The sequence below is a fragment of the Streptomyces sp. NPDC104371 genome (genome assembly GCF_055583785.1).
In genome coordinates this window covers 527,791-543,343 of record NZ_JBVJNF010000002.1, presented here as the reverse complement: position 1 = coordinate 543,343, position 15,553 = coordinate 527,791, and the positions used below count along the sequence as shown (strand labels likewise).

The window sequence follows — 15,553 nt, the reverse complement described above, 5'->3', positions numbered from 1 at the left end:
ACCGCGGGCCCCTCTCGTCCCTCGGCACCACCCTTGAAGGAGAACGCCAGATGATCACCTCCCGAACCGGAGAGTCCGCCCCGGGAGCCGCCCGATGAGGGTCCTGCTGATCGGAGCCAACGGCTATCTCGGCCGCTTCGTCGCCGACCGCCTGCTCGCCGATCCCGCCGTGCAGCTCACCGCGCTCGGCCGCGGCGACGACGCCGACGTACGGTTCGACCTCGCGTCCGGCAGCCCCGGCGCACTCACCCGCTTCCTGGACGCCGTGCACCCCGGGGTCGTCGTCAACTGCGCCGGGGCCATCCGCGGGGGTGCCCGCGAACTCACCCGGCACAACACCGTCGCCGTCGCCACCGTCTGCGAGGCCCTGCGCCGCAGCGGGTGCGGGGCCCGGCTGGTGCAGCTCGGCTGCAGCGCGGAGTACGGCCCGAGCCAGCCCGGCTCCTCCACGGCCGAGGACGCGGTCCCGCGCCCCGGAGGCCCGTACGGCGTCAGCAAGCTCGCCGCCACCGAACTCGTCCTCGGCTCCGGGCTGGACGCGGTCGTGCTCCGTGTCTTCTCGCCCGCCGGACCCGGCACGCCCGCCGGATCCCCGCTCGGCCGCCTCGCCGAGGCCATGCGCCGCGCCATGCAGGCCGGTGACGGCGAACTCAAGCTCGGCGGCCTCGGCGTCCAGCGTGACTTCGTCGATGTGCGCGATGTCGCGCGTGCCGTCCACGCGGCCTCCCTCTCCGCCGCCCAAGGAGTGATCAACATCGGCTCGGGGCGCGCCGTACGTCTGCGTGACGCAGCCGTCGTCCTCACGCGCGTCGCCGGGTACGGAGGCGCCCTGAACGAGGTCGACGGGCCTCCCGGTCCGGTGCGGCCCGTCCTCGCCCACCCCCGCGGCGAACAGGAGCAGCCGCCCCCGGTCGCGTACCCCTACCCGGACGGCTGCGGAAGCTGGCAGCAGGCCGACGTACGCACGGCGCGTGACCGGCTCGGCTGGCGGCCGAGGATCAGCCTGGAGGAGTCCCTCGCCGACATCTGGATGGAGGCGGCATGCCGCATCTGACCAGTACGACGACGGGCGCCACCCGCACCGGCCTCGGCCCCGGGCTCGGCATCCCCGGCTATGCGCATCCGCTCGTCGCGCCCGAGGAGTGGGACGCGCTCACCCGGCCGGGCCTCCCGCTCCACTGGGTCGTCCTCAATGTGAACGAAGGCCCCGGCACCCGGCCCGATCCGCACTGCGAGGACGCGGCGGGACGGCTGCACACCGCGGGCGCGCGTGTGCTCGGGCATCTCGACCTCGCCCACGGCGCGCGCGGTCTCGCCGAGCTGTTCTCCGAGGCGCACCGGTATCTCGACTGGTACCGGGTCGACGGCTTCCTGCTGGACCGCTGCCCTGCGGAGCGCGCCGCGCTCCCCGAGGTCCGCCGCGCGATCACCAGGCTGCGCTCCCTGCTCGACCCGGGGCATGTGGTCCTCGGCCACGGCACGCACCCGTATCCCGGATACGCGGAGATCGCCGACCAACTGGTCACCTTCCGCGGCCCCTGGAGCGACTACCGCTGGTCACAGGTGGCGGAGTGGACCGCCGACCATCCGCCCGAGCGGTTCTGCCACCTCGTGCACGGCGTGCCCCGCGGCCATCTCGACGAGGCGTTGCGCATCGCCCGCTGGCAGGGCGCCGCGACGATCTGGTTCACGGACCGTACGGCGCGCGGCGGCCACGCCGATCCCTGGGCGGCCATGCCCGGCTACTGGGACGAGATCGTCTCGCGGATCGGAAGGGGTGTCTCGGAATGAAGAAGGGCGTGGCAGTGTTGACGGGAGAACCACTGTCGTGATCGATCGACCAACGGAGTCCCCGTGTCGCTGCCACCCCTGGTCGAGCCCGCCGCCGAGCTCACCGTAGACGAGGTCCGCAGGTACTCCCGCCACCTGATCATCCCGGATGTCGGGATGGACGGGCAGAAGCGGCTGAAGAACGCCAAGGTGCTGTGTGTGGGCGCCGGCGGTCTGGGCTCGCCCGCGCTCATGTACCTGGCCGCGGCCGGTGTGGGCACCCTCGGCATCGTGGAGTTCGACGAGGTCGACGAGTCGAACCTGCAACGGCAGATCATCCACAGCCAGTCCGACATCGGCCGCTCCAAGGCCGAGTCCGCGCGGGACAGCGTCAAGGGCATCAACCCGTATGTGGACGTGATCCTTCACGAGGAGCGGCTCGAGGCCGACAACGTGATGGACATCTTCAGCCAGTACGACCTGATCGTCGACGGCACGGACAACTTCGCGACCCGCTACCTGGTCAACGACGCGTGCGTGCTGCTCGACAAGCCGTATGTCTGGGGCTCGATCTACCGCTTCGACGGCCAGGCCTCCGTCTTCTGGTCCGAGCACGGCCCCTGCTACCGCTGCCTGTACCCCGAGCCCCCGCCGCCGGGCATGGTCCCCTCCTGTGCCGAGGGCGGCGTGCTGGGCGTGCTGTGCGCGTCCATCGGGTCCATCCAGGTCACCGAGGCGATCAAGGTCCTCACCGGCACGGGCGAGCCGCTGGTCGGCCGACTGATGATCTACGACGCCCTGGAGATGCAGTACCGCCAGGTCAAGGTCCGCAAGGACCCGAACTGCGCGGTGTGCGGCGAGAACCCGACCGTCACCGAACTCATCGACTACGAGGCCTTCTGCGGCGTCGTCTCCGAGGAGGCGCAGGCCGCCGCCGCCGACTCCACGATCACTCCCAAGCAGCTCAAGGAGTGGATGGACGACGGCGAGAACATCGAGATCATCGACGTCCGCGAGCCGAACGAGTACGAGATCGTCTCCATCCCGGGCGCCCGGCTGATCCCGAAGAACGAGTTCCTCATGGGCACGGCCCTGGGCAGCCTCCCGCAGGACAAGAAGATCGTCTTGCATTGCAAGACGGGTGTCCGCAGTGCGGAAGTCCTCGCGGTCCTGAAGTCCGCGGGCTTCGCGGACGCGGTCCACGTGGGCGGCGGCGTGATCGGCTGGGTCAACCAGATCGAACCGCACAAGCCGGTCTACTGACCGACCCCCCGGCGAACCCGAAGAAGCCCACAGCCGCTGACCAGCTCAGCGGCTGTGGGCTTCTGTCGTCGCTGGTGTTCGCGACGGGCGGGGTCGGCGTCAGGAGCAGACCGTGCCGTTCGGGGGGACCTTGCCGTCCAGCAGGTAGCGGTTCACCGTGTTCTGGACGCACGCGTTCTTGCTGTTGTACGCGCCGTGCCCCTGGCCCTTGTACGTCAGTTGGACGCCGACGCCCTTGCCCAGCGCCATCGCCATCCTGCGCGCGCCTTCGTACGGGGTCGCGGGGTCGCCGGTGTTGCCGACGACGAGGATCGGCGGGGCGCCGGGCGCGCTCACGTCCGGGTGGTAAGCGGCGCCCTGCACCGGCCAGTTGGCACAGCTCAGCAGGGACCAGGCCAGGAGGTCGCCGAACAGCGGGGAGACGGCCCGGAACTGTGGCAGCTTCGCCCGCACCTCGGCAGTGGTGTACCGCGGCTTCTCGTCCGCGCAGTTGATGGCGACGTTCGCGGCGGTGAGGTTGCTGTAACGGCCGTCCTCGTTGCGCCCGTTCAGCGTGTCCGACAGCAGCATCAGCAACCTGCCGTCGCCCACGTACGCCAGCTCCAGCCCCTCGGTGAGGTACGGCCAGAAGTTCTTGGAGTACAGCGCCTGCACGATGCCGTTGGTCGCGGCGGTCCGCGTCAACTGGCGGGAGGGCGCGGCGGGAAGAGGCTTGCGGTCGAGTTCCTTCAGCAGGGCGGCGATCCGGTTCTGGACGTCCTGTACGGTCCTGCCGACCGGACATCCCGTGCTCTGCGTGACGCAGGCCCGCGCGTAGTTGTCGAACGCCAACTGGAAGCCCCTGGCCTGGCCGAGCGAGAGCTGATCCGGTGTCTGCGTCGGGTCGACGACCGCGTCGAACACGGCCCGCCCGATGTGCTGGGGGAACAAGTGCGCGTAGACGCCGCCCAGTTCGGTGCCGTACGAGATACCGAAGTAGTACAGCTTGCGGTCACCGAGCAGTTGCCGCATCAGGTCCATGTCGCGCGCCGTGTCGGTCGTCCGCAGATACGGCAGCAGCCTTCCGGAGTGCTGCTCGCAGCCGCTGTTGAACTGCTTGACGCTGTTCAGGAACGCGCGTTGCTCGGCCGCTGTCGTCGGCGTCGCGTCCTGCTGGAAGAACCTGTCGAGCTGTTGGTCGGTCTTGCACTTCACGCCCGCGCTGCGCCCGACCCCGCGCGGGTCGAAGCTCACCAGGTCGTACCGGCTGCGCAGGGTCGCGTAGTCCGGTGCGAAGGCGGGCAGCGAGGAGACGCCGGAGCCGCCGGGGCCACCGAAGTTGAAGACGAGCGAGCCGATCCGCTGACTCGGGGCACCGCCGGCCTTGGCCCGGATCAGCGCGATGTCGATGGTGCCGCCGCTGGGGTCGTTCCAGTTCAGGGGCGCCTTCATGGTCGCGCACTGCCATCGGGTGCCGTCCGGCAGCGGTGCGGGCGCGGTACCGCCGCCCTCCGCCTCGGACGGCGGCGGGCAGTTCTCCCAGGCCAACTTCTGCCCCGACAGGCCCCCTTGGACAGGGCCCGGCTGTACGGGACCCACCTGCCCCTCCGGTACGGGGCCACGGGCGCAGCCGGCGATCAGAGCGGGCAGCAGGGCGGCGACGGTCAGGGCGGCGGCGCGGGTCCGCGGAGGCTTCGGCATGGTCTCATCGTGGAGCCGCACCACGTGGGGCGCTCGGGGCGCGAGCCGTGCGGGTGAGTTCCGATTCCCCGGCGCGCACACGCCCGTTCGCGTGAGACCGCTACTCGGCCGGCATCTCCTACAGCGCGCCCCTGCGCGTCAGATGGTTGAAGAACAGCCATCCCGGAAGCACCGGCAGCCACAGCGTCAGCAGCCGGTACAGGAGCACCGCGGGCGCCGCGACCTCCTTCGGCAGTCCGACGGCGATGAGGCCGACGGTCAGGGTGGCCTCGACCGCGCCCACGCCACCCGGGGTCGGTGCCGCCGAACCCAGCGCGTTGCCCGCGAGGAAGACGACCGCGACGCTGGCCAGGCTCAGCGTGACGTGCTCCTCGTACCCGAACGCCCGGATCGAGGCGTCCAGACACATCACGAAGCACGCGGTCAGCAGCAGGATGCCGCCGATGCCGGTGATCAGCTTCTGCGGCCGTTGCAGGACGTCGAGCATGCGCGGCACGACACCGGCGAACAGCGACCGCACGCGCGTGACGACGAACTTGCGCATGAACGGCACGGACGTGACCACCAGGACCAGCACCGCGACCGTGAGCAGCCCGGCGATGACCGTACGGGACGGCGACAGGGACGGCGTCTTCTCGGTGCCCGTGAGATAGCCGAACGACAGCAGCATCAGGATGTGGAAGCCGAGCCCGGCCAACTGCGACGCGCCGACACTCGCCACCGCGAGCCCCGGGCGCACGCCCGCGCGCTGGAGGAAGCGTGTGTTCAGGGCGACACCGCCGACCGCCGCGGGCGCCACGATCTTCACGAACGACCCGGCGACCTGCGCGGCCACGGTCCGCGGGAACGGCACCCGCTCGGGGACGAACCCCACGAGTTGCATCGCCGCCGCGACATAGCTGAGCGCGGCGAAGAACACGGCCGCCGCCACCCAGCCCCACTGGGCATGGGAGAAGAGCGTGCCGAACTCGATATGCGTGAGCTGCGTCAACAGGAAGTACGCGCCGATGGCACCGGCGATGAAGCTGATCAGCGTGCGGGGCCGCACCCGCTCCAGGCGGGCGGGCTGGACCGGTGCCTGCGGCCGGATCCGGAGCACCTGATGGCGGATCTGGGTGAGCAGATCCTCCTCGCGCGCGCCTTCGAGGGCCTCGTCGATCGCCCGCTTCTCGGCCCGCTGCTCGGCGCGCAGGGCCTTCTTGTCGGGCTTGTCCGGCCTCTTGTCCGTCTTGTCGAGGGTGACCCCGCCGCTGCTCTCGGGGGCCTCCTCCAGCTTGGCCTGCTTGGCCTGCCGGGACGCCTCCAGGACCGCTTCCCGCTCGCGGTGCGCCCGCTCGCGCGCGAGCCTCCTGAGCGTCGCGCGCGTGGCGCGTGTCAGCGCGATCGGCTGGAGCAGGGGCAGGCATCCGGCGATCGCGTCCGGGCCGAAGACGCCGACCGCGGACGCCACCGCCCGCTCGGCACCGACCCGCAGCCCGAGGGTGGTCAGCAACTGCGCGATGTCCATCCGCAGCACCAGGTCACCGGCGGCGATCTCACCACCCCGCAGATCCGTCAGGACGACGGCGCCGCAGGAGTCCACCACGAGAGCGTCACCGGCGAGCCGGCGGTGCGCGATACGCCGTGACTGCAACGCCCGCACCTGCTGCCAGGTGTCGTGCAGCAGCGCGTCGGTGATCTCGTCGTCGGCGAGCTGGTCGAGCGTCCGGCCGCCCGTGTGCTCGTAGACGAGCATCACGGCGTCCGGGCCCAGCTCGGAGGTCGCGATCAGCTTGGGCGCGTTGGCGCCCGCCGCGATGGCCGCGTAGGCGAGGAGCGCCTCCTGCTCCAGCGCCTGGCGCAGCGACTGGAGGCTGCGGCGGGGGGTGGTGATGCCGCGCAGCGTCAGCCGTTGCCACAGCCGGTAGAAGAAGCCCTGGGCCTGCTGCTCCCGGTCGACGACCGTGACATCGAGGGGTGGGCCGTCCTCCAGGGTGACGAAGTAGCGGCGCCCGCGGTCGCCGTTGTCCAGCGTGTCGTGGGCTTCCTTGCGGGCCGCGCTCACCGGGCGGAAGCCCACGGTGCGCAGGCCCGCCATCAGGGTCCGGCCGGTGGGCCGTACGTTCGGCGAGCCGACCGCGTACAGCGTGCCCGCCGCGACGCTCCAGCCGATCAGCACCGTCAGGATGATCGAGAACGGTGTGGTGTAGCCGGTGACCAGCATCGAGAAGGCGTCGAGCAGCAGCACCACCCACAGCACGGCTCGCCAGCGGGGTCTGCGGGACATGCCCACGGCCGTCATATAGGCGATGACGGGCGCGAGGTATCCGTGCACCGGGTCGGTCAGGGCGTGGATGTCGGAGGGGGAGGGCTGGGTGAGCGCCTCCTGGATGGAGCGCGGGGCGGCCCTCGCGACCCACAGGTCCGTGGCGAGGGTCACGCCGTGCGCGAGGACCGCCGCGAGGACGCCGTCGGCGATGCGCAGCCCGTCCCGCTTGATCATCCGTTCGATCGCGAAGGCGACCGGGACCAGGAGGATCGCGATGCTCGACGCGAGCCCCGCGAGCTTGATCAGCAGATCGGGTGCCTGCCCCGTGCCCTTGTTGATGTCCTGTTCGAGCCCGGAGGTGGTGCCGTGTGCGAACGCCGCGACGGCGAGCACGACGACGATCGCGAGGACGCCCACCAGGAGGCGCATCAGATCGGAGGGCCGGTGCACGCGCGCGGGGAGCAGCGGCTCGTCGCCCTCCACCTCGTCGTTGCGGGGCCCGTCGTCGTGGGCCCGGCCGCTGTCGCGGGGCCGGTCGTCGTCGCGGGGCCGGTCGCAGTCCTCGTCGGGCGCGGTACGCCGTTCGGCGCGCGCCGCCCGGCGGTCCTTGCCCTCAGTGGTGTTCCCGGCCGTGTTCGCGGCGGTGTTCGGACGCGACGAAGCCCCAGAGGTGCCCTCCGCGCCATCGGGGTGCACGCCCTGCTGCTTCATCGCCTCTTCTTGATCTCGAATCACCAATCACCGCCCGCACGATGGTGGCATGTCGACCCGACACACGGGGGCATCAGGGTGCAAATGCGGGGGCGCACAGTCTGCCCGAAGCGCTGCGCCGAGGCGAGGGCTGTGTTCGGCCGCTGTCCGTTCCATTGTCGGTGGGGTCGGGCAGTATGGGGCGAATGAGCGAGCAGAGCCGTGCGGTGGACGTCCTGCCGGAGTACGCGGAGCGGGTGCTTGACGTGGCCGAGCGCATCCCGCCGGGGCGTGTCATGACGTACGGGGACGTGGCCGAGTGGCTGGAGGAGGGCGGCCCGCGCCAGGTGGGCGGCGTGATGTCCCGCTACGGAGGGGCGGTCCCGTGGTGGCGTGTCGTCCGCGCGGACGGCGTGCTGCTCCCGGGCCATGAACTGGACGCGCTGGGCCACTACCGCGAGGAGGGCACCCCGCTGCGCGGGGCCGGTCGGGCCGCCGAGGGGCATATGCCGCGCCTCGATATGCGGCGGGCGCGCTGGGACGGCGATGACCGCGCGGACGGTCACCCGTGACGGCTCACGGCGCCGGATCCGGGCCCTGCGCTGATGGGCCCTGTGCTGCCGGGCTCTGCGCCGGGCCCTGTACGGGAGAAGCGGGGCCCGCCCGCGGCATGCCGTATGTTCGTGCGGCAGGGGACGTGAGCGGCCCGACGGGAACGGTGGAACGGGGAGAAGCCCTGCTTCCGCGCCGCGTCCGGGCGTAGCGTCGACGGCGCGCACAGCCCTCATCCCGAGGTCACCGCCCGCCCCGCGCGACGGCCCCCGCGTCCGTCGCCCGACGACCACCCTTCGACGACGGCGCTCTGCGCCGGCAGTGACCAACGGCACGACCACCAGGACCGGCGAACCACGTGAGCTCCTCTTCCTCCACCAGGCGCCCGCCGCACAGCGAGCTGCGGCGGGGGAGCCGTGGCGCTTACCGGTTGGTGCGTACCCCGCCGGGCCGAGTGGACCCCCCTCGTCTGGACGCAGGACAGCGCGCGGTGGTTCATCACGAGGCGGGCCCGCTGCTCGTGCTCGCGGGCCCCGGCACGGGCAAGACGACCACGCTCGTCGAGTCCGTGGCCGCCCGGATCGCCCGCGGGGACGACCCCGAGCGCATCCTGGTGCTGACGTTCAGCCGCCGGGCCGCCGTCGACCTGCGCGACCGGATGGCGCTGCGCACCGGCATGGCCCACGCCCCGCGGGCCACCACGTTCCACTCGTTCTGCTACGCCCTGGTCCGCGCCCACCAGGACAGCGACCTCTTCGTCGAGCCCCTGCGGCTGCTGTCCGGCCCCGAACAGGACGTCGCCGTGCGCGAGCTGCTGGCCGGGCAGCCCGAGCTGGAGCGCCTGGGCCTCGCGCATGTGCACTGGCCGGACGAGCTGCGCGCCTGCCTGACCACGCGCGGCTTCGCCGACGAGGTCCGCGCCGTGCTGGCCCGCAGCCGTGAACTGGGCCTCGGCCCCGAGGCCCTGCGCCGCTTCGCCGCACGCATCGGCCGCCCCGACTGGCAGGCCGCGTCCGCCTTCCTCGCCGAATACCTGGACGTCCTGGACCTCCAGGGAGCGATCGACTACGCGGAACTCGTCCACCGCGCGGTCCTGCTGGCCCACCGCCCCCAGGTCGCCGAGCGGCTGGCCGCCCGGTACGACGTGGTCTACGTCGACGAGTACCAGGACACCGACCCGGCGCAGGTACGACTCCTGCGCGCCCTGGCGGGCGGCGGCCGGACCCTGGTGGCCTTCGGCGACCCCGACCAGTCGATCTACGCCTTCCGGGGCGCCGACGTGGGCGGCATCCTGGACTTCCCGCACGCCTTCCCGCGCGTGGACGGCACACCGGCGCCCGTGGAGGTCCTCGGGACGTCCCGCCGCTCCGGCGCCGCCCTTCTGGCCGCCACCCGGCTGCTGACCCGGCGCATGCCGCTGACCCGCCTCCCGGCGCGGAAGGCGCGGGAACACCGGGAGCTCGCGGCGGTGCGGGACGGGGGCCGCGTCGAGGTCTACACGTACCCGACGCCCGGGACGGAACTGGACAACATCGCCGACATCCTGCGCCGCGCCCATCTGGAGGACGGCGTTCCCTGGGGCGAGATGGCCGTGCTCGTCCGCGCGGGTGCCCGCATGATCCCGGTGGCCCGCCGCGCCCTGACGGCCGCCGGGGTCCCGCTGGACATCGACGGCGACGACCTGCCGCTGCGCCACGAACCGGCGGTGACCCCCCTGCTGACGGCGCTGCGGGCGGTGGCGCGGGGAGCGGCGGCCGGTCCGGACCCCGAGCACGCCGCGGAAGCGGACCCCTGGCTCGACACCGAGACCGCGCTCGACCTCCTGGCCTCCCCGCTCGCGGGGCTGGACGCCGCCGACGTACGCCGCCTCGGCCGCGCCCTGCGCGAGGAGGAGCGGGCCGCGGGCAACCCCGCACCGCCGCCCTCCGGCGAGCTGCTCGCGCGGGCGCTCGCCGAGCCCGAGCGCCTGGTGGTGCACGACCCGGCGTACACACGCGGCGCCCAGCGCCTCGGCGAGCTGCTCCGCAAGGCCCGCGAACGGCTCGCGGGCGGGGGCACGGCCGAGGAGGCCCTGTGGGACCTGTGGGACGGCACTCCGTGGCCCAAGCGCCTGGAGGCGGCCTCCCGGCGCGGCGGCGCGGCGGGACGCAACGCCGACCGTGATCTCGACGCCGTGTGCGCCCTGTTCGCGACGGCCGCGCGCGCGGAGGAGCGCACCGGCGGCCGGGGCGCCCGCAACTTCCTGGAGGAGATCGAGGCCCAGGACATCGCCGCGGACACGCTCGGCCGCCGGGCGGTGCGCCCCGACGCGGTGCGCCTGATGACCGCGCACCGCTCCAAGGGCCTGCAATGGCGTCTGGTCGTCGTCGCGGGCGTCCAGGAGGGTCTGTGGCCCGACCTGCGCCGCCGCGGCTCCCTGCTGGAGGCCGACCGCATCGGCCGCGACGGCCTCGCCGAACCCCTGCCTCCCGGCGCCCTGCTGGCCGAGGAGCGACGGCTGTTCTACGTGGCCTGCACACGCGCGCGTGAGCGCCTCGTCGTCACCGCCGTGAAGGCCCCCGCCGACGACGGCGACCAGCCCTCCCGCTTCCTGGCCGAACTCGGCGTCGAGCCCAAGGACGTCACCGGCCGCCCACGCCGTCCGCTGGCCGTCGCCGCGCTCGTCGCCGAGCTGCGCGCCACGACCGTCGACCCGCGCGTGTCCGACACGCTCCGGGAGGCCGCGGCCCGCCGCCTCGCCCGGCTCGCCGCGCTCGCCGACGAGGACGGCCGGCCCCTGGTACCGGCCGCGCACCCCTACCGCTGGTGGGGCATGTGGGACGCCACCGCGAGCAAGGTGCCGCTGCGCGACCGCGACCGGCCCGTCGCGCTGTCCGGAAGCGCCCTGGAACAGCTCGCCGACACCTGCGCGTTGCAGTGGTTCCTGGGCCGAGAGGTGAAGGCGGACACGCCGACGACGGCCGCCCAGGGCTTCGGCAACGTCGTGCACGTCCTCGCCGACGAGGTCGCCTCCGGACACACCCCCGCCGACCTCGCCGTCCTCATGGAGCGCCTCGACTCCGTATGGAACGCGCTGGCGTTCGACGCGCCGTGGAAGTCCGCGCAGGAGAAGGACAACGCGCGCGTGGCGCTCGAACGCTTCCTGAAGTGGCATGTGATGGACCGCGCCGGGCGCACCCCGGTGGCGAGCGAACACGACTTCGACGTCACCCTCGAAGCGGGCGACTACGCGGTGCGCATCCGCGGCTCCATGGACCGGGTGGAGGCCGACGTGGACGGCCGCGCCTACGTGGTCGACTTCAAGACCGGTAAGCAGGGGCCCAGCGCCGCCGAGGTCTCCCGGCACCCGCAGCTCGCCGTCTACCAGCTCGCCGTGCGCGAGGGCGCCGTCGACGAGGCCTTCGACGGCGTGCGCCCCGAGCTGGGCGGCGCCGAACTCGTGCAGTTGCGCCAGGGCGCCGCGAAGAAGAACGGTGGCGAGGTGTTGCCCAAGGTGCAGGCCCAGGAGCCGCTGGAAGGGGAGTGGATCGGCGAGCTGCTGGCCACCGCCGCGGGCAAGGTCCTCGACGAGCGCTTCTCCCCGACGACGGGTCAGCACTGCACGCACTGCGCCTTCCGGGCCTCGTGCAGCGCGCGGCCCGAAGGCCGCCAGGTCGTGGAGTGAGAGCGACGGTGTGACGTACGCGTGGCCGTGTGACGTACGAGCGACCGTGTGACGTACCCCACCACCCGCGCTGACCAGGGCTTCCGCCGGTCCGACAAGCTCGCGCGGGCCCGGCTGTCGGTGGCCGCCGTTAGCCTCGTCGACGTGCCAGACGCGCCCGCCCGTATCACCGACCCCGAGCAGCTCAAGGAGCTGCTCGGCATTCCGTTCACCCCGGAACAGATGGCCTGCGTCATCGCGCCGCCCGCCCCGCAGGTGATCGTGGCCGGAGCCGGGTCGGGCAAGACCACGGTGATGGCGGCCCGCGTGGTGTGGCTGGTGGGCACCGGACAGGTCGCCCCCGAGCAGGTCCTCGGCCTGACGTTCACCAACAAGGCGGCCGGTGAACTCGCCGAGCGTGTCCGCAAGGCGCTCGTCCGGGCAGGCGTCACCGACCCGGACGTGATCGACCCGGACCAGCCGCCGGGCGAGCCGGTCATCTCCACGTACCACGCCTTCGCGGGCCGGCTGCTGACCGACCACGGGCTGCGCATCGGCCTCGAACCGACCTCCCGCCTGCTCGCCGACGCCACCCGCTACCAGCTCGCCGCGCGCGTCCTGCGCGAGGCCCCCGGCCCCTACCCGGCGCTGACCCGCTCCTTCCCGGACCTCGTCAGCGACCTGCTCGCCCTCGACGCCGAGCTGGCCGAGCACCTCGTACGCCCCGAGGACCTGCGCGCCCACGACGCCGAACTGCTGCGCGCCCTGGAGGGCGTCAAGCTCAGCAACGCCGACCTGCGCAAGGTCCCCGAGACCGCCGCGGCCCGCCGTGAACTGACCGAGCTGGTCGGCCGCTACCGCGCGGCGAAGCGGGACCGGGACCTGCTCGATTTCGGCGACCAGATCGCCCTCTCCGCGTCCCTCGCCGGCCTCCCCGAGGTGGGCCGCCTGCTGCGGGACGAGTTCCGCGTGGTCCTGCTCGACGAGTACCAGGACACCTCGGTGGCGCAGCGGGTCCTGCTCGCCGGACTGTTCGGCGCGGGCACGGGCCACCCCGTGACCGCCGTGGGCGACCCGTGCCAGGCGATCTACGGCTGGCGCGGCGCCTCCGTCGCCAACCTCGACGACTTCCCCGAGCACTTCCCGCACGCCGACGGCCGCCCCGCCACCCGCCTGGCGCTCAGCGAGAACCGCCGCAGCGGTGGCCGCCTCCTCGACCTCGCCAACGGCCTCGCCGAGCCGCTGCGCGCGATGCACGCGGGCGTGGAGGCGCTGCGCCCCGCCCCCGGCGCCGAACACGACGGACAGGTCCGCTGCGCGTTGCTGCGCACCCACGCCGAGGAGATCGACTGGATCGCCGACTCCATCGCCCACCTCGTGCGCACCGGCACGCCCTCCGGCGAGATCGCGGTCCTGTGCCGCACCGCGAGCGACTTCGCGGAGATCCAGGGCGCCCTGGTGGCCCGCGACATCCCGGTGGAGGTCGTCGGACTGTCGGGGCTGCTGCATCTGCCCGAGGTCGCCGACCTCGTCGCCGTCTGCGAGGTCCTCCAGGACCCCGGTGCCAACGCCTCCCTGGTCCGCCTGCTCACCGGGCCGCGCTGGCGCATCGGCCCCCGCGACCTCGCTCTCCTCGGGCGGCGTGCCCGGCTGCTCGTGTCGCACGCGCGCGTGGACGCCGACGAGGACCCGGACCGTCGGCTGGCCGCGGCCGTCGAGGGGGTCGACCCGTCCGAGGTGATGTCACTCGCGGACGCCCTCGACACGTTCCTCGAACTGCCGATACGGGCCGGTCGGGAGGACGACGGGCTGCCCTTCTCGCCCGACGCGCGCGTGCGGTTCGCCCGCCTCGCCGCCGAACTGCGCGAGCTGCGCCGCTCCCTCGCCGACCCGCTGATGGACGTCCTGCACCGGGTGCTCGCGGTCACGGGCCTTGAGGTGGAGCTGTCCGCGTCCCCGCACGCGCTGGCCGCCCGCCGCCGCGAGACCCTCTCCAACTTCCTCGACATCGCCGCGACCTTCGCCGCCAACGAACCGGGAGCCACCCTGCTGGCGTTCCTCGGCTTCCTGCGCACCGCCGCCCAGTACGAGAAGGGCCTCGACAACGCCCTGCCCGGTGGCGAGAACACCGTCAAGGTGCTCACCGCGCACAAGTCCAAGGGCCTCGAGTGGGACGTCGTCGCCGTCCCGGGACTGGTCACCGGCACCTTCCCGAGCACCCAGGGCCGGGAGAAGTGGACCGCCCAGGGCAAGGTGCTGCCGCACGCCCTGCGCGGCGACGCCGACACCCTGCCCGACGTCGAGGCCTGGGACTCCCGGGGCCTGAAGGCCTTCCACGACGCCATGAAGGAGCACCAGCTCACCGAGGAACTCCGCCTCGGCTACGTCACGTTCACCCGACCCCGCTCCCTGCTGCTCGGCTCCGGTCACTGGTGGGGCCCCAGCCAGAAGCGCCCCCGGGGGCCCTCGGACTTCCTCCAGGCCCTGTACGACCACTGCGCCGCCGGGTACGGCGAGATCGAGGCCTGGGCCGAGGAACCGGCCGAGGACGAGGAGAACCCGGCGCTGCGCGAGGACGCCGCCGACCATGCCTGGCCGCTCCCGCTGGACGAGACGGCCCTCGCCCGCCGCCGGGCCGCCGCCGGGACCGTACTGGCCCACCTGGAGCGGATGAGCGCGCGGGGCGGCGACGGCCCCGCGGCCGTCCACGACCCGGCCGCGTACGACGACCCGGAGTGGCCGCCCCCACCGGACGACGACTACGAGGAGGGGGGCGAACCCTACGTAGGGGACGGCCCTCACGGCGAGTACGAGTACGACGAGCCGCCCGAGGAGGACGCCCTCGACTGGGACTCCTGGACGCCCGACCGTCCGGCGGAGCACGCGCGCGTACCCGGCGACGACAGCGCCGCCCCAGCCGTCCCCCGCGCCCGGCGCCCCGAGGCGGACCACGCCCTCACCCCGGAGGAGGCCCAGACGATCGCCTCCTGGGACCGCGACCTCGACGCCCTGGCCGGGGAGCTGCTGCGCGCCCGCGCGAGCGTCACCGACGTACCCCTGCCGCCGTCCCTGACCGCGTCCCAGGTGCTGCGCCTGGCCGCCGACCCCGACGGGCTCGCGCAGGAACTCGCGCGCCCCATGCCGCGCCCCCCGCAGCCCGCCGCGCGCCGGGGCACCCGCTTCCACGCGTGGGTCGAGGCGCGCTTCGAGGAGCTGCGGCTGCCCATGCTGGAGCCGGAGGAGCTGCCCGGAACGGACGCCGAGATCGCCGACGAGCACGACTTGGAGGCCCTCAAGGACGCCTTCGAGCGCACCCCCTACGCGCACCGCACCCCGTACCGGGTCGAGGTCCCCTTCCAACTCGCTCTCGCGGGACGGGTCGTACGCGGTCGCATGGACGCCGTCTACCGCGTGGACGACGGCGACGGGACGGACGGCGCGGACGGGACGGTGTACGAGATCGTCGACTGGAAGACCGGCCGCACGTCCGGAGACCCGCTCCAGCTCGCCCTGTACCGGCTCGCCTGGGCCGAACAGCAGGGCGTGCCGCTGGAAGCCGTCAGCGCCGCGTTCCTGTACGTCCGCAGCGGTGAGGTCGTACGCCCCGAGGGCCTGCCGGACCGGGCCGCCCTGGAGCGGCTGCTGCTGGACGGGGCCCGGGGCGGGGAACCGGCGGACCGGGACGCCGGTGTGGGCCGATAGGCTCG

At 73.2% G+C, this 15,553-nt stretch carries 8 protein-coding genes; 6 read left to right on the top strand and 2 right to left on the bottom strand.

Features of this window, described 5'->3' with window-relative positions; translation table 11 throughout:
* The first annotated feature begins 94 nt into the window (after nucleotides 1-94).
* The 3 genes from ACZ60T_RS08280 to moeZ all read left to right on the top strand — a co-directional run bounded on the left by ACZ60T_RS08280 (nucleotide 95) and on the right by moeZ (nucleotide 3,033).
* Nucleotides 95-1,054 carry an NAD-dependent epimerase/dehydratase family protein gene (locus ACZ60T_RS08280; RefSeq protein WP_365621972.1) on the top strand — a complete coding sequence of 320 codons (960 nt, stop codon included), beginning with the start codon at nucleotides 95-97 and terminating at the stop codon, nucleotides 1,052-1,054.
* Nucleotides 1,042-1,791: a spherulation-specific family 4 protein gene (locus tag ACZ60T_RS08275; RefSeq protein ID WP_469665260.1), complete on the top strand. Its 750-nt coding sequence runs from the start codon at nucleotides 1,042-1,044 to the stop codon at nucleotides 1,789-1,791. The genes ACZ60T_RS08280 and ACZ60T_RS08275 overlap by 13 nt, the downstream gene beginning before the upstream one ends.
* Nucleotides 1,792-1,854: 63 nt before the next feature.
* Entirely contained in the window at nucleotides 1,855-3,033 is a 1,179-nt protein-coding gene (gene moeZ / locus ACZ60T_RS08270) for an adenylyltransferase/sulfurtransferase MoeZ (protein WP_365621978.1), read from the top strand.
* A gap of 99 nt (nucleotides 3,034-3,132) precedes the next feature.
* On the opposite strand, the gene ACZ60T_RS08265 is transcribed toward moeZ, so the two are convergent.
* Both ACZ60T_RS08265 and ACZ60T_RS08260 read right to left on the bottom strand, forming a co-directional pair.
* A complete protein-coding gene (locus tag ACZ60T_RS08265) occupies nucleotides 3,133-4,713 on the bottom strand; it encodes an alpha/beta hydrolase (protein ID WP_469665259.1) in 1,581 nt (526 codons plus the stop codon).
* 118 nt (nucleotides 4,714-4,831) lie between these two features.
* Nucleotides 4,832-7,672 (bottom strand): lysylphosphatidylglycerol synthase domain-containing protein, encoded by a 2,841-nt coding sequence (locus ACZ60T_RS08260; protein ID WP_469665258.1) that lies wholly within the window; start codon nucleotides 7,670-7,672, stop codon nucleotides 4,832-4,834.
* A 185-nt stretch (nucleotides 7,673-7,857) separates the two neighbouring features.
* Here ACZ60T_RS08260 and ACZ60T_RS08255 point away from each other — a divergent pair, with 185 nt between their 5' ends.
* The 3 genes from ACZ60T_RS08255 to ACZ60T_RS08245 all read left to right on the top strand — a co-directional run bounded on the left by ACZ60T_RS08255 (nucleotide 7,858) and on the right by ACZ60T_RS08245 (nucleotide 15,548).
* Nucleotides 7,858-8,223, top strand: coding sequence for an MGMT family protein (locus ACZ60T_RS08255; protein ID WP_469665257.1), 366 nt, complete (start codon nucleotides 7,858-7,860; stop codon nucleotides 8,221-8,223).
* A 338-nt stretch (nucleotides 8,224-8,561) separates the two neighbouring features.
* Nucleotides 8,562-11,867 (top strand): ATP-dependent helicase, encoded by a 3,306-nt coding sequence (locus tag ACZ60T_RS08250; protein ID WP_469665256.1) that lies wholly within the window; start codon nucleotides 8,562-8,564, stop codon nucleotides 11,865-11,867.
* Nucleotides 11,868-11,987: 120 nt separating this feature from the next.
* Nucleotides 11,988-15,548 (top strand): UvrD-helicase domain-containing protein, encoded by a 3,561-nt coding sequence (locus ACZ60T_RS08245; RefSeq protein ID WP_469665556.1) that lies wholly within the window; start codon nucleotides 11,988-11,990, stop codon nucleotides 15,546-15,548.
* Nucleotides 15,549-15,553: the final 5 nt, after the last annotated feature.